At 73.2% G+C, this 20,530-nt stretch carries 15 protein-coding genes and 2 pseudogenes; 13 read left to right on the top strand and 4 right to left on the bottom strand.

The window, feature by feature from the left end:
- The 4 genes from ACZ7KX_RS38245 to ACZ7KX_RS38230 form a co-directional block, all read left to right on the top strand.
- A partial coding sequence (locus ACZ7KX_RS38245; RefSeq protein ID WP_470330548.1) for a transposase occupies positions 1–281 on the top strand: 281 nt, incomplete at its 5' end.
- Positions 278–1,798 (top strand): DUF8189 domain-containing protein, encoded by a 1,521-nt coding sequence (locus ACZ7KX_RS38240; protein WP_470330547.1) that lies wholly within the window; start codon positions 278–280, stop codon positions 1,796–1,798. The genes ACZ7KX_RS38245 and ACZ7KX_RS38240, both read left to right, overlap by 4 nt.
- A 91-nt stretch (positions 1,799–1,889) precedes the next feature.
- Positions 1,890–3,359, top strand: a complete 1,470-nt coding sequence (locus ACZ7KX_RS38235) for a DUF8189 domain-containing protein (RefSeq protein WP_470330546.1) — start codon at positions 1,890–1,892, stop codon at positions 3,357–3,359.
- A 747-nt stretch (positions 3,360–4,106) separates the two neighbouring features.
- A complete protein-coding gene (locus ACZ7KX_RS38230) occupies positions 4,107–4,898 on the top strand; it encodes a maleylpyruvate isomerase family mycothiol-dependent enzyme (RefSeq protein ID WP_470330545.1) in 792 nt (263 codons plus the stop codon).
- A gap of 63 nt (positions 4,899–4,961) precedes the next feature.
- On the opposite strand, the gene ACZ7KX_RS38225 is transcribed toward ACZ7KX_RS38230, so the two are convergent.
- The 3 genes and pseudogenes from ACZ7KX_RS38225 to ACZ7KX_RS38215 form a co-directional block, all read right to left on the bottom strand.
- Positions 4,962–5,102 carry a hypothetical protein gene (locus tag ACZ7KX_RS38225; RefSeq protein ID WP_470330544.1) on the bottom strand — a complete coding sequence of 47 codons (141 nt, stop codon included), beginning with the start codon at positions 5,100–5,102 and terminating at the stop codon, positions 4,962–4,964.
- A gap of 1,718 nt (positions 5,103–6,820) precedes the next feature.
- Positions 6,821–7,003 (bottom strand): annotated as a pseudogene (locus ACZ7KX_RS38220) (IS5/IS1182 family transposase); the annotation flags it as partial.
- Between the two features lie 236 nt (positions 7,004–7,239).
- Entirely contained in the window at positions 7,240–7,800 is a 561-nt protein-coding gene (locus ACZ7KX_RS38215; RefSeq protein ID WP_470330543.1) for a GNAT family N-acetyltransferase, read from the bottom strand.
- Between the two features lie 98 nt (positions 7,801–7,898).
- On the opposite strand from ACZ7KX_RS38215, the gene ACZ7KX_RS38210 reads away from it, so the two are divergent.
- Both ACZ7KX_RS38210 and ACZ7KX_RS38205 read left to right on the top strand, forming a co-directional pair.
- A complete protein-coding gene (locus tag ACZ7KX_RS38210) occupies positions 7,899–8,636 on the top strand; it encodes an ArsR/SmtB family transcription factor (protein ID WP_470330542.1) in 738 nt (245 codons plus the stop codon).
- 26 nt (positions 8,637–8,662) lie between these two features.
- Positions 8,663–9,292, top strand: a complete 630-nt coding sequence (locus ACZ7KX_RS38205) for a phosphoribosylanthranilate isomerase (protein ID WP_470330541.1) — start codon at positions 8,663–8,665, stop codon at positions 9,290–9,292.
- Here ACZ7KX_RS38205 and ACZ7KX_RS38200 read toward each other — a convergent pair.
- A pseudogene (locus ACZ7KX_RS38200) lies at positions 9,289–9,685 on the bottom strand (IS982 family transposase); the annotation flags it as partial. The gene ACZ7KX_RS38205 and the pseudogene ACZ7KX_RS38200 overlap by 4 nt on opposite strands.
- A gap of 152 nt (positions 9,686–9,837) precedes the next feature.
- Between ACZ7KX_RS38200 and ACZ7KX_RS38195 the strand changes: the two are divergent.
- The 7 genes from ACZ7KX_RS38195 to ACZ7KX_RS38165 all read left to right on the top strand — a co-directional run bounded on the left by ACZ7KX_RS38195 (position 9,838) and on the right by ACZ7KX_RS38165 (position 20,529).
- Positions 9,838–11,727 (top strand): hypothetical protein, encoded by a 1,890-nt coding sequence (locus ACZ7KX_RS38195; RefSeq protein ID WP_470330540.1) that lies wholly within the window; start codon positions 9,838–9,840, stop codon positions 11,725–11,727.
- On the top strand, positions 11,720–13,333 hold the full coding sequence (locus ACZ7KX_RS38190; RefSeq protein WP_470330539.1) for a SagB family peptide dehydrogenase: 1,614 nt from the start codon (positions 11,720–11,722) through the stop codon (positions 13,331–13,333). Before ACZ7KX_RS38195 ends, ACZ7KX_RS38190 begins: the two co-directional genes overlap by 8 nt.
- A 146-nt stretch (positions 13,334–13,479) precedes the next feature.
- Positions 13,480–13,662, top strand: a complete 183-nt coding sequence (locus tag ACZ7KX_RS38185; protein WP_470330538.1) for a hypothetical protein — start codon at positions 13,480–13,482, stop codon at positions 13,660–13,662.
- Positions 13,663–13,740: 78 nt separating this feature from the next.
- Complete coding sequence (locus ACZ7KX_RS38180; protein ID WP_470330537.1) at positions 13,741–15,684, top strand: TOMM precursor leader peptide-binding protein; 1,944 nt, start codon at positions 13,741–13,743, stop codon at positions 15,682–15,684.
- Between the two features lie 12 nt (positions 15,685–15,696).
- Positions 15,697–18,354, top strand: coding sequence for a lantibiotic dehydratase (locus ACZ7KX_RS38175; protein WP_470330536.1), 2,658 nt, complete (start codon positions 15,697–15,699; stop codon positions 18,352–18,354).
- On the top strand, positions 18,341–19,357 hold the full coding sequence (locus ACZ7KX_RS38170; protein ID WP_470330535.1) for a lantibiotic dehydratase C-terminal domain-containing protein: 1,017 nt from the start codon (positions 18,341–18,343) through the stop codon (positions 19,355–19,357). Before ACZ7KX_RS38175 ends, ACZ7KX_RS38170 begins: the two co-directional genes overlap by 14 nt.
- Positions 19,354–20,529 carry a thiopeptide maturation pyridine synthase gene (locus tag ACZ7KX_RS38165; RefSeq protein ID WP_470330534.1) on the top strand — a complete coding sequence of 392 codons (1,176 nt, stop codon included), beginning with the start codon at positions 19,354–19,356 and terminating at the stop codon, positions 20,527–20,529. Before ACZ7KX_RS38170 ends, ACZ7KX_RS38165 begins: the two co-directional genes overlap by 4 nt.
- Position 20,530: the final 1 nt, after the last annotated feature.

The raw sequence follows: 20,530 nt of genomic DNA, 5'->3' as shown, positions 1-20,530 counted from the left end.
GCAACCGCGCCCACCTGCGCAAGCGCCACATCAAGGCGGTCATCCCGGAGAAGAGGGACCAGGCCGCCAACCGGAAGAAGAAGGGAAGCGCGGGCGGCCGGCCCGTCAGCCATGACGCGGAGCTCTACAAGGAGCGCAACACCGTCGAGCGCCTGATCAACAAGCTGAAGGCCTGGCGAGGCATCGCCACCCGGTATGACAAAACCCCGGAAAGCTACCTCGCCGGCCTCCACCTCCGCGGCGCAATGATCTGGATCAAGGACCTCACTCGAACCCATTGATCACGACCGAATACGCGTCCTACGCCCCCGGTACCGACCAGAACTCCAGCTGCTCCGGCGGCTCCAGGACACACGCCTGGTGCGCGGACTTCGCCGGCTGGGTCTGGGCGCAGAACGGCGTCAAGAACATGGGCATCCTGAACGACCTCGCCAACAGCTTCCAGACCTACGCGGAGAAGTACGACGGCGGCCTGTCCGGCACCCCGCACGTGGGCGACGCCGTCTTCTTCCACCCGAACAGCTTCAGCGGCACCGACTACGACCACGTGGCCATCGTCACCGCGGTCAACGGCGGCACCATCAGCTGGACCGGCGGCAACCAGGGCGGCTACCCGGGCAAGGTCAGCACCAACACCGCCTCGGGCGCGGTCGGTACGAACGTGTGGACGAGCGGGGGCTACAACGTCAGTATCCGCGGCTACGCCAGCCCGGTCGGCGGGACCGTCACGCCCCCGCCCGTGACCACCCCGGTCGGCCCGCAGGTGACGGGCGTCGCACCGGCCGCCGTCCACAACCCCGACAACGGCACCGCCGAGATCTTCGCCATCGGCACCGACGGCGTCCTCTCGCACGCCTACAGCACCAACGGCGGCCCGTGGAGCGACTGGTACACGATCGACCCCTCCTTCCACTTCACCGGCAAGCCCACCGCCGTCTACAACCCGGCCACCAAGACCACCGAGGTCTTCGCCATCGGCACCGACGGCGTGCTGTCCCACGCCTACAGCACCAACAGCGGCCAGTGGAGCTCGTGGAGCACCATGGACCCCGGCTACCACTTCACCGGATCGCCGACCGCCGTCTACAACCCGTCGGTGAACGCGGTCGAGCTGTTCGCGATCGGCACCGACGGCAAGCTCAACCACAAGTACTACGCGGGCGGCGCCTGGTCGGCCTGGAACACCATGGGCAACTGGACCTTCATCGGGTCCCCCACCGCCGTCTACGAGCCCGACCTCAACACCGCCGAGGTGTTCGCCATCGGCACCGACGGTGTGCTGTCCCACTCCTACAGCACCAGCGGCGCCGCGTGGAGCGACTTCTCCACGCTGGACACCAGCTACCGCTTCACCGGCGCTCCGGCCGTCGTCTACAACCCGAACAACAAGACGGCCGAGGTCTTCGCCATCGGCGCCGCCGACGGCGTCATGTCGCACGCCTACAGCACCAGCGGCGGCCAGTGGAGCGGCTGGAGCACCCTCGACGCGGGTTACAAGTTCGCCGGCGTCCCCACGGCGGTCTACAACTCCACCACCAAGGCCGTCGAGCTGTTCGGTACCGGCGCCGACGGCGTCGTCAACCACAAGTACTTCCTGGGCAACTCGTGGTCCGGCTGGGAGGCGCTCGGCAACTGGAAGTTCGCCGGTGCGCCGGTGGCCCTGAACGAGCCGAACACCAACGCCGCCGAGGTCTTCGCCATCGGCCAGGACGGCACGATCGGCCACTCCTACACCAGCAACGGCAGCCCCTTCAGCAGCTGGTACGCCGTCGGCACCTGGAAGTTCAACACCCACTGATCCCGGGCCATCACCGCGGCGGCCGGGTCCACCCGGGCCCGGCCGCCGCGGCCGTCCATCCGACCTCCCTGACTTCTCCGAGGACCTGCAGATGACCCGCGCTTCATCCCGCGCCGCCCGCACCACCGGAACCCGCCGGACGGGCGCCGCCGCCACCGGCGTACTCGGCCTGGCCATGGCCGCCGCCACCCTGAGCACCGGGCAGGCGAACGCCGCCTCGGTCGCGACCTGGGACAAGGTGGCCCAGTGCGAGAGCACCGGCAACTGGTCGATCAACACGGGCAACACCTACTACGGCGGCCTGCAGATCAAGCTCTCCACCTGGCAGGCGAACGGCGGCACCGCCTACGCGGCCTACCCGCACCAGGCCACCAAGCAGCAGCAGATCCTGGTCGCCGAGAACATCCTGGCCTCGCAGGGCGCCGGCGCCTGGGGAAACTGCGGCGCAGGCGCCGGCCTGGCCTACGACCACGCCAACCCCTACCCGGCCCCGGCTCCGACCCCCACTCCGACCCCGGCCCCCGCGCCCTCCTCGTCGGCGGCCTCCGTGCTCCACAACCAGGACACCGGCACCGCCGAGGTGTTCGCCATCGGCACGGACGGCGTCCTCTCGCACGCCTACAGCACCAACGGCGGCGCCTGGACCGGCTGGTCCGCCCTGGACGCCTCCTTCCACTTCACCGGCAAGCCCGCCGCGGTCTACAACCCGACCAACAAGGTGACCGAGGTCTTCGCCACCGGGCAGGACGGCGTCATCTCGCACAACTACCTGTTCAACGGCGGTCAGTGGAGCGGCTGGAGCACCCTCGACACCGGCTACAGGTTCGCCGGCAGCCCGGCGGCCGTGTACAACGCCTCGACGAACGCGATCGAGCTGTTCGGCGTCGGCACCGACGGCGTGCTGAACCACAGCTACAACCTCAACGCCGGCGCCTGGCAGGGCTGGACCTCGATGGGCACCTGGAAGTACGCCGGGACCCCCACCGCCGCCTACAACCCGGACACCAGGACCGCCGAGGTGTTCGCCATCGGCACGGACGGCACGCTGTCCCACAGCTACAGCACCAACGGCGGCGCCTGGACGCCCTGGGCCACGCTGGACTCCTCCTTCAAGTTCGCCGGCACCCCGGCCGTCGTCTACAACCCGACCAACAAGGTGACCGAGGTCTTCGCCACCGGGCAGGACGGCGTCATCTCGCACAACTACCTGTTCAACGGCGCTCAGTGGAGCGGCTGGAGCACCCTCGACACCTGGAAGTTCGCCAGCAGCCCGGCGGCCGTGTACAACGCCTCGACGAACGCGATCGAGCTGTTCGGCGTCGGCACCGACGGCGTGCTGAACCACACCTACAACCTCAACGCCGGCGCCTGGCAGGGCTGGGGCACCATGGGAACGTACAAGTTCGCCGGCGCCCCGGCCGCGGTCTACGAGTCCGGCTCGAATGCCGCCGACGTCTTCGCCATCGGCGCCGATGGCCTGATCTCCCACAGCTACAGCGCCGGCGGCAGCACCTGGAGCAACTGGTCCACCCTCGGTACCTGGAAGTTCCAGACCGCCTAATCCCGAGTGGGAACGAGCGCACCGCCCCGGGGCCCGACCAGCCCCCGGGGCAGTGCCCTGCACAGATACGGCGGACCACGACGCCCCGGACCCGGATCGGACTGGTCCACCTCAGCTGCCGCCGCGCCGCATCCGTCCGGGCCGCTGTCCAGGAGCTGCCCGCGCTGTCCTGGCCGTCTCGGTGCCCGACTGCGGTCCACCCGCGACGGTGGCCTCGAACGGGGGCTCGCCTGGAGCGGGTACCTAGGAGGGGGGCGTGAGCAAGCTTCGTCGGCTCGTCGTGATCGCAGTGTCGACCGCGATGCTGACCGCCGGCTACGTGGCCACCGCCGCGGACGCCGCTGCAGACCTCATCGCGGGTCACCCGTAAAACGATCACCTCATCGCCCCCGCGCCCACCCCGGGCACGGGGGCGATGCGCGTTATCGGGGTTTCGCTCCGTCACCGTCGTTGCTGGTGGTGGCGCAGCCATGGAGGGCGGTGCGCACGCGTTGGCCTTCCGGGGTGTCGGGGAAGCGGGTCGGCGACGGCGGGGGCGTCGACCTCCTGGTGCCGCCGGAGGGAGTCCGCCGCGGTGAACCACTGGACCTGCAGCGTGCCGTACAGGTCCGTCAGCTCCCGCACGGCCTTCGCACCGTCCTCGAAGCACTGCTGCTGCTCGGGCCCGGGGGTGGAGCGGCCCGCGGCGGCAGGCCGCGACCGGGAAACTCGCTTTCGGCCGCCGGAGTTCGGTGATAGACAGCCGTAGTGCAGAAGAATCTTGAACTCCCTGACCTGCTGCGACTGATCGACGAGCGGGCGACGGCCTTCCGGGCCGCGATCGCCGCTGCGCCCAGCCTGGACGCGCAGGTGCCGACCTGTCCCGAGTGGACGTTGTTCGACCTGGCGCGGCACCTGGGTTCGGGCCGCCCGTTCTGGGCCGCCGTCGTCGAAGCCGGTCCGGCCGACGCCCCGCCGGCCGAGGCCGTGGCGGCGCGCGCCGAGGCGCAGGCGCCCCGGGAGCGCGGGGCGTTGGTGGCCTGGCTGGCCGCGTCGACGCAGGAGCTGCTGGACACCCTGCGGGAGGTCGGCCCGGACGCCGAGTGCTGGACGTGGTGGGGCGCCTCACAGTCGCCGCGGACCAGCGGTGCCGTCGCCCGGCACCAGCTTCAGGAGATCGCGATGCACACCTATGACGCCCAGCTCACCGTGGGCGCCGCGCAGCCGCTGCCGGCGGAGGTGGCGCTGGACGGCGTCGAGGACTTCCTGTTCACCTGCTGCGCGTGGTCGGGCGTCTGGCCGCACGAGCCGGCCGTCGTCGACTACCACACCACCGAGGGCCGCTCCTGGCGCTTCACGGTCGAGGCGGACGGCGCCCGCGCCGCCCGCCTCCCGGCTGCCGGCGAGGGCGAGGCCCAGGCCCCGGCCGACGCCTCCGCCCGGGGCACGGCCGGTGAGCTGGTCCTGTGGTTCTACGGACGCACCCCGCTGGACTCGGTGAAGATCGACGGCGACCGGGTCATCTTCGAGCGACTCTTCTCCTGGGACCCGAACGCGTAAGGCGTGGTCGACGGCGCGGCGCCCGATCGGCGGCCACCGGGTCAGGGGTCCGGAGGCAGGTGGCTACAGTTCCGGGGCCGTGGCGGGGGGTGCGGTGGCCTCGCCGCCGTTCTCGATGGCTTCGATGACGTGTTGGTGGTACCGGTCGAGGTCTGGCTGGCCCGGGAGCGGGGTGGGAACGCGGGTGTCGAGCGCGGCAAGCACGGCGGCGTCTCCCCGTCCGGCGGCGCGATGTTGGGCAACGCGCGGGTGGAGAGTGCTTCGTCCCACACGTCGTCTCCGTCTGCCCGGGTCCACAGCCAGTGGCGTAGCGACGGAGCCGCGTGGCACAAGCCGTCGTGGGGCCTCTCGCCCCAATCGGGTCCCCAGCCGTCGGCGTCCCAGAGCAGGACGGGACTGCTGCGCCTGGACCTGCCGGCACCGGTGCTGCGCGCCCGCGGGCCTCGGCCTGCGCCGCGTGATCACATTCCACTCCCTGGTGTTCGCGGCGCGGGTCGATGCGCACGAAGCAGGGCTCACCGGTGCCGGCCCTTCCGGGGAGGTCGAGGTGGCGCTGCCCGCTCCAGGACGGGCCGCAGGCCGTCCTCGACGAGCCTGCGCACGCGTTCGCGATGCTTGGACGCGCCGTCGAAGCGGACGAAGGTCGGTGTCCAGTCGGCCGTGAAGTGGACGGCGCCCCGGAACGCCTGCCCGGGTGTCGCGGGCGGTCCGTCCGGGAAAGCCGGCAGGCGCGGCGGCGTCCACCGCCCGCCGGTCGTCTCCTCCACCTCGCGCGCCCGCTCGTCGAGACTCTGCGCCGCCAGCTGCCTGAACTGCTCGTACTCCGTCTGCCCCACGCCCACCATCAGGACGAGCCGTTCGGCGGGGAGGATCCGAACCGCTTCGCCGAGTTCCCACATCAGCCCTGGGCCGGAGCCGACCGCCATCACGACCAGCCGCGCCTGCCGCATCAGGTCACGAACCGTGTCCTGCCAGTCGTCGATCGGCAGGTAGAGCCGCCGCGCACCGACCAGTGGCAGTGGTTCGCCGGGCCGGCCGACCGCCACCATCGGCGCCACCGCGGACAGTGCGGCGGCCAGTTGCTCCTCCTCGGTGAGGCCGGACAGCCAGATGTCGGGCAGGCCCACGGCCGGGCCGGGCGGCACATGGAGCGTCTCGTCCAGGGTGGTGCGCCGATCGTCGTCGGTGAACGATCTCAGGTAGAGCACATACGCCTCGCCGTTCAGGTGCCGCGCCGACGGGATGATCTCGGACAGGTGGCGTCGCCCGAGGACCGCGAGCCGGCGCCCGGTACCGAACAGCAGGCCGCCCGCGACGACCACTCCCGGCAGGCCCACGTCCAGATCCCACCAGGGCGCCCTCGGCGCGTCCCGCGAGGCCAGGGCGGTGGTGACACTCATGAACAGGCTCACTGCCAGGGCGCGTTGCAGCCAGGAGCGAGCCGGCGACAGCACCTTCCGTCGTCCCGATGCCCGCATCCGGACCAGTGCGGCTACGGCGCTCCCCGCCAGGACCGCTCCGGCGACCGCGAGATCGGCAGGCCACCACGACGGCGACAGCGGGAGCACGTACCCGGCTGGGAACTCGGCTCCGTCCGAGGCAAGTCTGACCGACTGCCAGCGGTGGACCGCGTCGAGTGCGAGGAGGACTCCGACGAGCTGGACCAGCCACGACACCGCGAGACAGACATGCCCGAGCATGCGCACCTGTCCGCGCGGGGCGAATCGATCCCCGCGCCTCACGCCCGCGCCCTTCCGCATGTCCATCCCCCGGCACACCATGCGACGGATCCCCACTGTGACCTTACCCAGGACACAGGGCCCGGAACTCGCACGCGCGGGCCTCGACATCGCCGGGCCCCGCGGGCGCGGCGGTGGCTTTGACCAGGCTTCCGGAGCCACTCCCGACCCGAACGGCGGCGGGCGTCCCACGGCCGCGACCAGCAGGACCCGGTCCTCCAGTGGCAGGCTCCACGGGCGGCCGCGGCGTACCGTGTCGGCGCCCTCAAGTCGGAGCATCGTGATCAGCTTGTGGAAGTCGCGCGGGCCCAGCCCGGTGAACGGGGATATCCAGGACGGCTCTGACGCCGTGATCACACCAGCCACTCCAAGATCATGGCATTGGCGTGGTCGGGCTCGCGGGTCGGTCCAGGCAGGACGCGGAGGTCACCGCTCCAGCTCTCGCAGCGGACGCTGCCCGAGGGGAAGTCCAGTTCAAGTGCCACGCGCCCGGTTGCCGGATCCCACTCCTGCCGGACTCCGAGCATGAGCTCCCCGAGGTGGGCCGCGAACTGGGTCTCGGCCGGTCATGAGTTCACCGCGCCCCCGGCGGCATGAGGAACTCAGAGCTCCTTGGTCATGAAGACGCGACTGGTGCCGGCCGGCACGCACGGTACTTCCCCCATGCGGCGCCAGCCGTTGCGCTCATAGAACTCGGGCGCCTGGAAGCTGATGGTGTACAGGACGGCAGCCCGGCAGCCCCGCGCCCGCCCCTCCTCCTCGGCCCGACGCAGGATCTCGCTGCCCAGACCCGAGCCACGCAGCTCGGGCGGCAGGTGGAAGAGGTCGATGAACAACAGGCCGAGGGAGGTCCGGCCGGTCAGGCCGCCGAGGACGCGGCGGGTGCCCGGGGCCCGGACCAGGACGGCCAGGGGACGACGGTCGTCGATTCCGGTGATGTCGATGTTGAAACGGTCCAGGGCGTTCGAGATCACCGCCGTGTCACCGGGGCGGGGCGCATCGGTGAGGACGAGTTCCAGCGCGAGCTTGCTCGGCAGATCCGGTGCGTGCGAGGGCGTGCGGGCCATGGCGAGAGCGGCATCCGCGAGCGGGGCCAGCGGACTGGCGGCGTGGGCACCGGGAACCGTGCAGCGCCGCAGGTACTGCTTGATGAGTCGCGCCATCGGGTGTTCGTGCTCCTTCGGAGGGCGGTACGGGACGGGGAGCGTAGAACGCCGTCGGTTCGGTTCCGGCCGAACCGACGCTCCGGAATACTTGCGGCATGGCGGCTCACAGAGCGGGCAGGTCCGACAAGGCACACGACGATGTCGGCATCGACCTCGCCGCGGTGGCGCGGTTGCTCGCGGAGGACACCCGCGCCGACATCTGCCTGGCCCTGCTGGACGGCCGGGCCTGGACGGCGCGCGAGCTGGCCCGGCACGCCGGGGTGGCGCCCTCGACGGCCACCGAGCACCTGAACCTGCTGGTGAGCGGCGGTCTCCTGGCCGAGGAACGGCACGGCCGCCACCGCTATCTGCGGCTCGCAGGCCCCAAGACGGCGGCACTGATCGAGAGCCTGGCCGAACTCGCCCCGCGCCGCCCCACCCGCCCCACGTCACTGGGCGCCACCGGCCGGGCCCGCGCCCTGGCCCGCGCCAGACTCTGCTACGACCACCTCGCCGGCACCCTCGGCCTGGCCGTCACGGACGCCATGGTCGCGGACGGCCTGATCACCTGGGAACCGGAACCTCGCCTCACCCCGACAGGAGCGGCCCGCCTCGCCGAGCACGGCATCGCACTACCCACCGCCACCCGGCGCCCGCCGGTGCGCTCGTGCCTGGACTGGACCGAGCGCCGCCCCCACCTCGGCGGCGCCGTCGGAGCCGCGATCTGCTCCCACGCCCTGGACGCGGGCTGGGTCACCAGAATCGGCACGGGCCGCGCTCTGGCGCTGACAGAACCCGGCCACCAGGTATTCCGCGACCGTTTCCACGTCCCCGAGGACCGGCTCCCCATCTAGAACGGGACAGCCCTTAGGCTGGTCCGATGTTCGTCAAAGTGTGCGGGGTCCGGACCCCCGGGGATGTGGCGGCCGCCGTCGGGGCGGGAGCGGACGCGATCGGCTTCGTCCTGACCGAGAGCGCTCGCCGGCTCGACCCCGCCGAGGCGCGCGAGCTGGCCTCCGCGGTCCCGCCGGAGATCCTGACCGTCGCGGTCACCGCCGGCATCCCGGCCGCCGAGGCCGGACGCCGGGCACTGGCCGCCGGGGTGCGCGCCCTCCAGCTGCACGGCGACTACCCGCGCGAGGCCTTCGCCGAGCTGGCCGAGCTCCCGCTCCGGCTGCTCCGGGCGACCGCCCTCACCCCCGGGACGGACCTCGCCGTCGGCGCGCACGGCGAGGATTTCCTGCTGCTCGACGCCCCGGTGGCCGGCTCCGGCGCCCGCTGGGACCTCTCCCTGCTCGACGGCAACCGCCCCACCGGCCGCTGGCTGCTGGCAGGCGGTCTCACCCCCGACAACGTGGCCGCTGCGATCGCCGCCGCCGAGCCGTGGGGCGTGGACGTCTCCAGCGGCGTCGAGTCCACGCGGGGTGTGAAGGACCACGCGCTGATCCACACTTTCGTGGCGGCCGCCCGAGCGGCGAAGCACGTCCAGACGAGTGATGCGAACGGTTAGTGGTCGTGGGCGGTCAGGGAGCGCATGACGGGCCGGCCGGGTGTGGTCGTTGTGCCGGATCGCGCAGCCCGGCGCGTGAAGGCGTTGCGGGACGCGGGCCATCACTCCGCCTTGGGTGCGGCCCCGGTGGCGTCCGACGTCGAGCCGGGCCTCGAAGGTCCGGTTGACGGACTCGATGATCTGCCGCAGCGGCCCGAACAGCGCGGAGCCGGCCCGCGAGGGCTCGCCCTTGCGGGCCGGCCGCAGCAGTCGCACTCCCCAGTCGGCGGGTTCGTGTTCGAAGGCGCGACCGTGGTACTGCCGGTCGCTGATCAGGGTCTGCCCCGGGCGGGAGCCGGCGAGGTGGGGCTCGGCGCGGAGCACGCCGAGCAGGGTCTCGCGCTCGTCCGTCTTTTCGAACCCCGCACGACACGGGCTTCGGGTCGTCGCGGAGCACCCGCCGGGGACCGACCGGCAGACCCTGTGGTCGTTCCTGTGGTGCCACCGTCGGGACTGCGTCGCGCGAGGCCCCGATACTCGGGTGATCACCGATCAGGGGGCTGGCAATGCGACCGAAACTGAAGTCCGATGTGCTGTACGTGCCCACCGGTGACGGGGTCCACGTGTTCGGCGCCGGAGCCGATGTCGCGCTGCGCGGCCGGGCAGCCTACCAGTGGCTGGACCGGATCGCGCCGTTTCTCGACGGTTCGAGGGAGTTCGACGAACTCGTCCGCGGACTTCCCGAGGACAAGCGCGCCGTGGTGGACGCACTGGTGCGGCGGCTGCACGCGGCCGGCTGCGTCGTGGACGCCACCGAGGACCTTCCGCACGGCCTGACCGCACGGGAGTCGGAGACGTACGCGGCCGAGATCGCCTTCGTCGAGTACCACCGGGACTCGGCGGCCCGCCGGTTCGAGTCGTGGCGCAACAGCACGGTGGTGGTGCTGGGTTCCGGTCCGGCATTCACCGCGCTGGTCTGCTCGGCGCTGCACTGCGGGGTCCGTCGGCTCCGCGCGGTGCGGACCCCGCAGAACGCGACGGACACCGCCCGGCTGGCCGAGCTGGTGGCCGAGGCGGCACTGCGGGACCCGGACCAGACGCTGGTCCAGGTCCCGCTGTCCGACGAGGAGGAGGCCGCGCTCGCCCGCGCGGACGTGGTGCTGCACGTGGCCGGGGCCTCCGAGGTGGACCGCGCGCTGCGCCTGGACCGGCTGTGCCGGGACTCGGGCACCCTCCTGGTGCAGGGGCTGGTGCTCGACGACGTCGCCTGGCTGGGTCCGGCCGGTCCCCAGTGGCAGTCGGCCTGGCTGCGGCTGGGTGCGCGCGGCCCGTTCCGGGAGAGCGGATTCCTCACCGGCCCGGCCTCGGCGGTGGTCGCCGGGCATCTCGGGCTCGCGGCGTTCCGGGCGGTGACGGGCGTGACCGCAGCCGACGACAACGAGCTGACCAGGATCGACCTGGAGACTCTGCGCACCTCGGCCCACGCGTTCCTGCCGCACCCCGCCGCCCGGCCGGCCCGGCCCGAACCCGAGGCGCGGTTCACCGACCGGATCGTCCGGCTGAGCCGGGCAGCCCCGCTCACCGAGCAGGAGTTCTCCACCCGGGCGGCACGCTGCTTCGACCCGCACACCGGCATCATGCGCGAGCTCGCCGAAGGGGACTTCACCCAGCTGCCGCTGAACGTGACCGAGGCCGTGCCGCACTCCGCCGGCGCTCCGCGGGTCTTCGGCTCGGGCCAGGGCTTCGCCGAGGCACGGCAGCGCGCCGCCCTGCGCGGCCTCGCGGTGTACGCGGCGGGCGCGGCCGATCCCCGCAGGTTCGGGACCGGCGGCACCGTGTGGGGCTGGGACCTCACCGGTCGGCGGGCGCTGGCCGTGCCCGCGGCCGAGGCCTTCACCGTCGGGACGGGCCTGACCGCGCACTTGGGCTGGGAGGAGGCCGTGACCGACGGCATCGCCCAGCACTGCGCCCGGCTGGCGCTGGATGACGTCGTGGCCGGCCGGACGCGTGCGGTGGCCCTGGATCCCGCCGGGGTGGAGCCCGACGCCAGGGCCCGGGACCTTCTCGGCCTGCTGCGCGCGGCCCGGGGCGCGGTCGCGGTCGCCGACGTCGGCGGCGCGCTCGGGATCCCGGTGCTCGCGTGGTGGCAGGAGGGCAGGCCGGTCGCGGTCACCTGCGGTCCGAACGCGGTGGCCGACGGGCTGGAGCGGGCCGTGCTGGACCGGCAGGCCGTGCTGGCCGGTGAGCCTGACTACGCGCCACCCCTGATCTCCGGGCTCGACTGTTCGCCCGACCAGGCGTCCGGCGCGCACCGGCCGCTCGAAGCCGACCCGGAGGAGCTGGTCGGCGCCCTGCGCCGCCGCGGGCTCCGTCCCGTCGTGGTACCGCTCGACCACGATCCCGTGGTCCATGAGCTGCTCCCGACCGTGCTCCGGGTCGTGTTGTCCGGTGAGTGAGTCCGAGGCCAGGGCTGCGGACCCGGCCGGTCTCCGGTTCTGGTGGCGCACCTTCGAAGGGGTCCAGGAGCTGTTCGCGGAGGGGCACGGCGAGGAGGGCGGGTCGGACGACCCCTTGCTGACCAAGACCTACCGGGGCCTGCCACGGCACGTGCTGAGCCCGCCCGTCCGGCGGATCGGTGACGCCCGCTGGTCCTTCGACGCCTTTCGCCGGGCCCGCTCCGAGAGCGGCCCCGGCCGCGACGCCCTGGACGAGCCGGCCCTGTCGGCGCTGCTGCACTACACGTACGGGCTCGGGCGGATGGAGTCCGGCCCGCACCTGGCCTGGCCGTACCACCGGATGGTGGCCTCCGCCCGCTGCTTCTACCCGGTGGAGCTGTACCTGTGGCTGGCCGCAGGGGCGGGGGACCTGCCGGCGGGGTGCTACCACTACGACCCGGCGCACCACGCGCTGACCGGGCTGCGTTCCGGCGGCATCCCCCGCCCGCTGCGCACCGCCACCGGGACGGGGCGCGACGGCACCCTCGCCCTCATGATGGCGTCGGTGTGCTTCCGCAAGACGGCGTTCCGCTACCGCGACTACGCCTACCGGCTCTGTGCCCAGGAGGCCGGTATGACGGTGGGGAACGCGCTGCTGGTGGCGGGCGCGCTGGGGCTGCGGGCCCGGGTGCACCACCGGTTCGACGACGGCGTCGTCAACCGGGCGCTGGGCCTGGACGGGGACGAGGAGACCACCTTCGCGGTGCTCGACCTGTCCCCCCGGCAGCCGTCCGGGACGGCTCCGGTACCGCGCGGTGAGGGACTCGGCTCCCGGATGCCCGAGATCCGCCCGGGGCAGCTGCGCACCGACTCGGCCGATCCGGCCGCCTGGTGGCGGCTGACCGAGCTGGACCGCGCCGGCCGACTGACCGGCACCGGCTGGGACGCACCGGTGGACGAGGACGCCTTCCACCTGCCCGCCGACGGCCCCGGGACGGCGGACCGGGTACCGCTGACCACCGCGGAACCCGAACTCCTCGAACTGGCCCGGGCCCTGCGGGCGCGCGACTCGGGCGGCCGGATGTTCCTGCCCGACGGCGGACGGCTTCCCGCCCACGACCTGGCCGGCATCCTCAGGTACGCCCTCGACCCGGTGCCGTCCGACCACGCCGGCCCGGCCTGCCGCCCGCTGGTCGACTGCCATGTGCTCGTGCTCAACGCCGACGGTGCCGCTGCCGGTCTCCACCGGCTCGACGCGGCACCGGAGTTGGTGTCCCTTCCCGGCCGGGACTGGCGCCCCGTGGTGTCGATGCTCTGCGACCGGACGCCGTCGGTGAACTCGGCGAAGGCCAACGCGATCGTGTTCCTGAGCGCCGACCGGGTCGCGGGCGACCGCTGGTTCGGTGATCGCGGCTACCGGATCCTGCACCAGGAGGCGGGGATCGTCGCTCAGCGGATCAGCGTGCTCGCGGCCGCCTCGGGGCTGTCCGCGCGCATCACCAACGGCTACCACGAGGGCCTGGTCCGCACCCTGGTCGGCGCGGGTGAGGCGCAGGTGCCCGTCTTCACCCTGGTCATCGGCCGGCGCCGGCCCAGCGCGCAGTACGAGGCCCCGCTGGTCTGGTGACAGCCCACCGAAGCACCACCGCGCGCGTTTCCTACGGTCGACCTTCGGGTCCACCGTGAAGACCCCGGGCCGGTTCCGGACCGATCGTTGAGGAGGACCGGTTGCGGTCCTCAGGTGAACCGACTGACGAAGAGAGGAGGACAGCCATGGAAAGGGACCTCGTCCTGGACCTCGCCGACCTCAACGTGGACGAGCTCGACATCCTGCCCACCGCGCCGGGCGCGAGCCTGGAGTCGATCAACGTCGGCCACGCGATGGTCGAGATCGGCGCGTCCAACTGCACCTCGCAGGGCACGCCCGCGAGCTGCTGTTCCTGCTGCTGCTGCTGACGCAGCCGCCACGGCCGTGCCCGGCGCACACCCAGTGCGCCGGGCACGGCACCGCACCTACCCACGAGGGAAGAGACCTTGACCGACGCATCGACAGGCGCTCCCGGCCCCAACGGTGTCGCGGTGCTGGGCACGGGCCTGCTCGCCTCCGCGATCCGGGCCGCCGTCCGCCGGACGCACCGGCTGGTCGAGGACCCGGGCGCCGACTGCGCGGTGGTCGTCACCGCCGGCGACGGCTGGGACGACGCCGTCGCACCGGAGCGGCCGGACACCGGATGGCTGCCGGTACGGATCGAGTTGGGCAACGTCGTCATCGGCCCGTACGTCTCGCCGGGCCGGGCGGGTTGCGCGCGGTGCGCCCGGACCAGGCGGGAGCGCGCCCTCGGTCCCGACAGTCCCAGGGCCGAACTGGTACGCCGGTTCGGCACGGAACTGGCCGACCGCGCCGCCCCGCTGCTGTCCGCCTGGGCCCGCGACGCGGTCGGCGAGCTCGTCGTGGCGGAGCTCGCCCAGCCGCCGGGCCGGTGGACGGCCGGTGCCGTCGTGATCCTGTCGCTGACGGGCCTGGCCGTCGACAGCCACCCGTTCCTTCCCGATCCCGACTGCCCCGGCTGCGGAGGCCTTCCGGTTGACCACCCGCCCGTCCTGATGGACACGGCCCGCCCCAAACCCGACCGGGACACCTACCGGGTCCGCGATCTCGCCACCGGCTGGGACGGCCTGGTGCGGACCTACGTGGACGGGCACACCGGAGTGATCCGCCAGCTCGACGTGCGGACCGACTACCGCTACCCGATGGTGTCGGCGCCGCTGCACCTGCCGGGCGGCGAGCAGGAGGCCGGGTTCGGCCGGGGCCTGGACTACGCGGGCTGTGCGCGCACCGCGCTGGCGGAGGCGCTGGAACGGCTCGGCGGTGCCCGCCCGGGCGGGCGCCGCACGACGGTGCGGGCGAGCCACCGCGACGTGGCCGAGCAGGCGCTCTGCCCGACCGAGCTCGGCCTGTACCCGCCGCAGAGGTACGCGGAGCCCGGCTTCCCCTACCCGCCCTTCGACCCGGATCTGGAGCTGAACTGGGTGTGGGGCCACTCCTTCGGCCGCGACGCACCGGTGCTGGTACCCGAGGACTACGCCTACTACCGCACCCGGCACGGCAGTGCGCTCGCCCGGCCGCTGGCGTACGAGGTGTCCAACGGGTGCGCCCTCGGCGGCTGCCTGGAGGAGGCGGCGCTGCACGGCGTGGTGGAGCTGGCGGAACGGGACGCTTTCCTGCTCACCTGGTACGCCCGGCTGCCGGTGCCCCGGGTCGACCTCGCCACGGTGGCCGACCCGCGGATCGGGATGCTGGCGGAGCGGATCAGGCAGGACAGCGGCCACCGGGTCGCGGCCTTCGCCACCACCCCGGAGCACGGCATCGCCACCGCCTGGGTGATGGCGGTGCACCCGTCCCCCGGGCCGGAACCGGCGGCGATCTGCGCGGCGGGCGCGCACTTCGATCCCGAACAGGCCCTGCTCAACGGGCTGTTGGAGCTCACCGCGAACCTGGGCTGGAACCGGGTCGCCCACCGCGAGGAGTCGGCCAGGATCGAGGCGATGGTCACCGGTCCCGAGCTGGTCCGGGAGATGCGCGACCACGCCCTGCTGTACTGCCACCCGGCGGTGTTCGACCGGTTCTCCTTCCTGCCCGGGGAGGACGCCGGCCTGCCGGTGGCCGAGGCGTTCGAGCGTGCCACCTGCCGGCCGCGCGGCGACGACCTGCGCGCCGACCTGGCCGAGGTCGTCGCGCGGTTCACCGCCCGGGGCCAGGACGTCATCGTGGTGGACCAGACCACGGACGAGCACCGGGCCGGCGGCCTGGCCTGCGCCAAGGTGATCATCCCCGGACTGTTGCCGATGACCTTCGGACACCGGATGCGCCGTACCCACGGCCTGCCCAGACTCCTCCACCTCCCCGCCGAACTCGGCTACCGGGACGAACCCTTGGACCCGTCGGAGATCAATCCGCATCCCCACCCCTTCCCGTGACTGGAGTAGGCCATGGCCCAGGACTTCTCGACCCCGGACACCTTCGGCGTGCGGATCGGCGGCCTGCCGGTGGCGATGCTCGACGACCTGCGGTCACCGGAACTGTGGCGGCACGTCGAGGCGGTGCTGGCCGGTGAGGACCGCTTGACCGCCGCCGCCGCGGAACTCTCCGACCAGTTGTTCGAGCTGATCGGACGCGAGCCGGCCGGAAAACCGCTGCTGCTCGCCCTGCGCCGGTCCATCCACAACCGCAGGCCGCCGACCCGGTACTGGAACGACGAGGTCCGCGCGCTGCTGCCGGCCGCTGTGGCCGGCAAGGTGCGGTCCTGGCTGGAGCTGACGGCCGCGCACCGGCGGGACCTGGCACTGCTGGACGACCTGATCGGCCACCACCGCGAGGCCCAGCGCCCGCTGCTGCGCAAGGCGGTCGGCGATCCGGCCTTCCGGCACGGGCTGGTGCTGAGCAGCCCGGTCCTTCACGACCGGCTGCGGATCTGGCTGGACCGGCCGGAGGAGAGCGCACCGGACCGCCGGCTGGCGCTCCGACTGGCCAAGTACCTCGCCCGGATCACCACGAAGACCACCCCGTTCAGCACCTTCACGGTCAACGGCCTCGGACGCTGGCAGGACCGGACCGCCGCGGCGGGCGAGGAGGTGGCCGAGGCTCCGGAGGGCACGCCGACCCCGGCGGCGACGGGCGGTCCGGCCGGGTTCACCGTACGGACCGTCGTGGAACTCAACCTGTGGGTGGTCCAGCAGCTGGTCCGGGAGATGAGCGGGCATCCCGCCCTCGCGCCGGGCCTGCGGCTGCGGCTGAACCCGGGAGCCCTGCCGGCCGGTGACCGCTGGCAGTTCCTCGGCCCGGGCGCCGACGAGCCGCTGCGCAGCCTGCCGGCGAGCGCGCAGGTCCGGGTCTGCGTGGAGGTGGTGACCGAGGCCGGGCGCACCCGCGCGCAGGCCGCCGAGCAGGTGGCCGCCCGCACCGGGAGCACGCCGGCCGCCGCCGACGCCTACCTGGGCCGGCTGGTCGAGCTCGGACTGCTGGAGGCCGAGCGGCCCTTCGCCGACCAGGCGCTGGACCCGCTCGCCGAACTGCGCTCCTGGGTCGCCGGCGCGAGCCCCGCACTGACCGCAGTCGTGGGCGAACTGGACGCGCTGACCGACCTGTTGGCCGACTACCCGACGCTCCCGGAAGCGGCGGACCGGCTCCGGTGCATGCGGGACGTCGAGGCCGCCCTGCACCGGATCCGCTTGCTGGTCGGGCCGGAGCGAATCGAGGTTCCGGCCAGGAACGGCATCATCGAGAACGCCCTGCTGGTCACGGTGGAGAACGGCCCCGACCGGGGAGCCTGGGCACCGGTGCTGCGGGATCTGGACCTCGTGCGCCGCTGCTACGCCGTCCTGGACCCGGCGCTGCCCGGCCGGGTCGCGCTCGCCGAGGCGTTCGCCGAGCGGATCGGCGCGGGCGCCGAGGTGCCGTTCCTCGCCTTCCACCGTGCCGTGCAGGAGTGGCTGCGCGAGGACGGCGAACTGCCGGGCGTGCTGTCCGTCACCACGCACGGGTACCGGGCGCTGGAGCACCACCGGCTGCCGAGGATCCGCGAACTGGCCCGACTGCGGGCACAGCTGTGCGCCGAGGCGCTGAGCGGTCCGGTGCCGGGGGACGGCGTGCTTCGTCCCTCTCCCGAGCGGCTGTCGGCACTGGCCGACCACTGGCCGGTGTGGATGCGGCCGCCGGACTCGGTGGCCTTCTACGGGCAGCCCGTCGGCGACCCCGGCGCCCCCCGGTTCGTGGTCAACGCCGTCAACTCCGGGCACGGCCGGGGCCGCGACCGCATCCGCCGACTGCTCACCCAGGCCGGCGTCGCCGTCGAGGTGGACACGGCACCGCCGCCGGGCGGCGTGGTCGTGGCCGACACCTGCCGCCACTACGGCGCCAACGTGGGGCTGCGCACCTCGGCGGTGGCGGAGGAGATCGACTACCCCGGGGGCGTCAGCCTGCGCGGGGCCGACCACCGGATCGCGCTCGGCGACCTGGTGGTGCGCCACGATCCCGCCCTGGGGCTGCTCACCCTGCGCTCGGGCGCCGGCGGGACGGAGGTGCGTCCGGTGCACCCCAACCTCATCGCGGAGCTGTGGCTGCCACCGGCCGCCCGGCTGCTGATGCAGGCCTTCGGCGCCACACCGAACCTGCTCATCCCGGGCCGGCGGATGTTCGGCGACACCTCGCTCGACGGGGTCGGCCGGCCGCTGGCCGAGCCCGCGGTGGTGATCGGCAGGACCACGGTGAGCCGCCGCCAGTGGGTGTTCCCGGTGAGCGCGGTGCCGGTCCGCCGCGGGGGCGAGGCCGACCGCCCCTACCTGTTGCGGCTGGCCGGCTGGCTGCGCGAGCACGGCGTGCCCGTCCGCTGCTTCGTCCGCGCGCTCGACCCGGCCTCGGTGGTCGGCGGCAGCGTGTGGCGGATCAAGTCCCGCAAACCGCTGTACGTCGACTTCGCGAACCTGCTGCTGGTCGGCGTCTTCGAACGGATGCTGGCCGGACCGGAGCACGTGCTGTTCCTCCAGGAGGCGCTGCCCGACCCGGCCGACGCACCGCGCTACGGGGACCACGGGTCCCGGGTGACCGAATACCTCGTCGAGATCAACGGAGGACACGATGGCGACCGCTAGCGACCGGCTGGACCCCGAAGCCGCGCGGGCCCGGGACTGGGTGTGTGCGCACGTCTTCTACGACACCGACCAGGACGGGCTGCTGACCGACTGCGTCCGGCCGCTGACCGGGGCGCTGCTCGCCGAGGGCCTGGTGCAGCGGTACTTCTTCCTGCGGTACTGGGAGGGCGGCCCGCACGTCCGGCTGCGGCTGCTGCCCGCCCGCGCCGCCGACCGGGCCGAGGTCGAACTGCGCACCGGGACGCTGGTCCGGGCGTTCCTGGCCGGCCGCCCGGCCCCGGACGTCGTGGACCGCTCGCGCTTCGCCCTGGTGGCCGAGGGCCTGGCCGGCCTGGAGGGCCGGGCGGGTCACGACCAGGTGGTGCGGCCGAACAACACGGTGGAGTTCCTTCCGTACGAGCCCGAGCACGCGGACTACGGGTACGGGCCGGCCCTCGCCGCCGTCGAGCGGCACTTCTTCGAGTCCAGCCGGCTGGCGCTCTCGGTGGTGGCCTCCGAGGCGACCGCGGAGCAGCGCGCCCTGCTCGCCTTCGACCTCATCGTGGGGGTGTTCGCGCTGTGCGAGGAGGTGCGCGACCGCTGGCGCCGCCACGGCGGCCCGCCGCTGCCGTTCGGGAGCGGTCCCGAGGCCCCCGAGACGGTGGCCCGCCACCTGGCCCAGCGCGACCGCCTCCGGGAGCGGGCGCTGCGCACCTGGCGGTCGGCGGCCAGGTCGGACGGCACGGACCAGCGGGGGTACTGGCTGGCGTCGGTGCGTCGGCTGCGGGACGACCTGCACGCGCTGGAGGAGCAGGGCGTCTTCTCCGGTGAGTGGGCCGCCTCACCGCTGGCCGGCCCGCTCGATCTGGCCGCCACCGAGCACCCGGGCACCAGTCTGGTGCTGCTGCGCTGCGCGCACCTGGTCAGCAACCGGCTCGGGCTGACCCTGTGGGAGGAGAACCAGCTGCGGTTCCTCATCGGCCGCGTCCTCGCGGAACTGCCCGAGGCGTTGACCACCTCATGAGCGGCGCACCGGCCCGTTGGCACAGCATCCACGTCCACCACCACGACGAGAGCGCCGAGGCCGCACTCGTACGGCATGCCGTACGGCCCGCCTTCGAGGCCGTCCGCGCGTCGGTCAGCGGTGCCTGGTTCGGCCGGCACTGGCGGCGCGGTCCGCACCTGCGGCTGAACTTCCTTACCTCCGAGGAGCATTGGGCCGACGAGGTGCGGCCGAAGGTCGTCGCGGTGCTCTCCGAGTACCTGCGGGCCCGTCCTTCGACGGTCCGGCTGGACGAGGCCGCCCTCGCCCCGGTGCACCGGCGGCTGGCGGAGCTGGAGATGGAGACCGGGCCGCTGCACCCCTGGGTCTCCGACAACGCCGTGCTCGAACAGCCCTACGACCACAGGTTGCAGGTGCTCGGGTCGATGCGGGCCAGCGAACTGCTGGCCGACTTCCTCAGCGACACCACCGATCCGGCGTTCCGGATGTACGACCACCTGCACTCCGGCGGCGCGCTGCCGACGCTGGCGCTGGACCTGATGTGGACCACCACGGCGGCCACGGCCATCCCGTTCGAGGAGGGTGGGGCCCCGATCGAACGCGGCTTCCTGTCGCTGCGCTCGCACGCGGACGCCTTCCTGTCCCGTACCCGGGACCCGACCGGGTACCGGGCGGCCTTCGACGAGCGCCACCGGCGCCAGGCCGAGGCGCTGTCGCGGCGCCTGCGCGCGGTGGAGGCCGCCCTGGCCGGCGAGGCGGACGCCCCGCCGTTCGTCCTGGAGTGGGCCGAGACGGTGCGCCGGTACCAGCGGGTCGCGTACCCGTTGCTGGCCTCCGGCGAGGTGTCGCTGCTCGGGGCCGGCCGGGCGCCGAGGATGCCGACCCGGCAGGTCAGCGAGTTCCACCGGCTCCTGCGGAGCGACCACGGCCACGCGGACTTCCTGCGGACCGACCACTGGTTCGCCTCCTTCCGGTTGGTGGTGAACTACCTGTACGTCCACCTGGGCCGCCTGGGGCTCAAACCGGTGGACCGGGCGCTGCTGTGCCACCTGGCGGCGAACACCGTCGAATCGGTGCACGGTGTCTCGGCGACCGGCTCCTTCCAGCGGTACGTGGTGTCCGCGTCCGGCGCCGGCACTCCCGAGTGGGCCCGGATCGGCGCGCAGTGGGAGGACGGACCGGCCCGAGGGTGAC

The sequence above is a fragment of the Kitasatospora sp. NPDC038210 genome (assembly GCF_055600605.1).
Note: the sequence above shows the minus strand (reverse complement) of the source record. Positions and strands in the feature narration are given on the sequence as shown.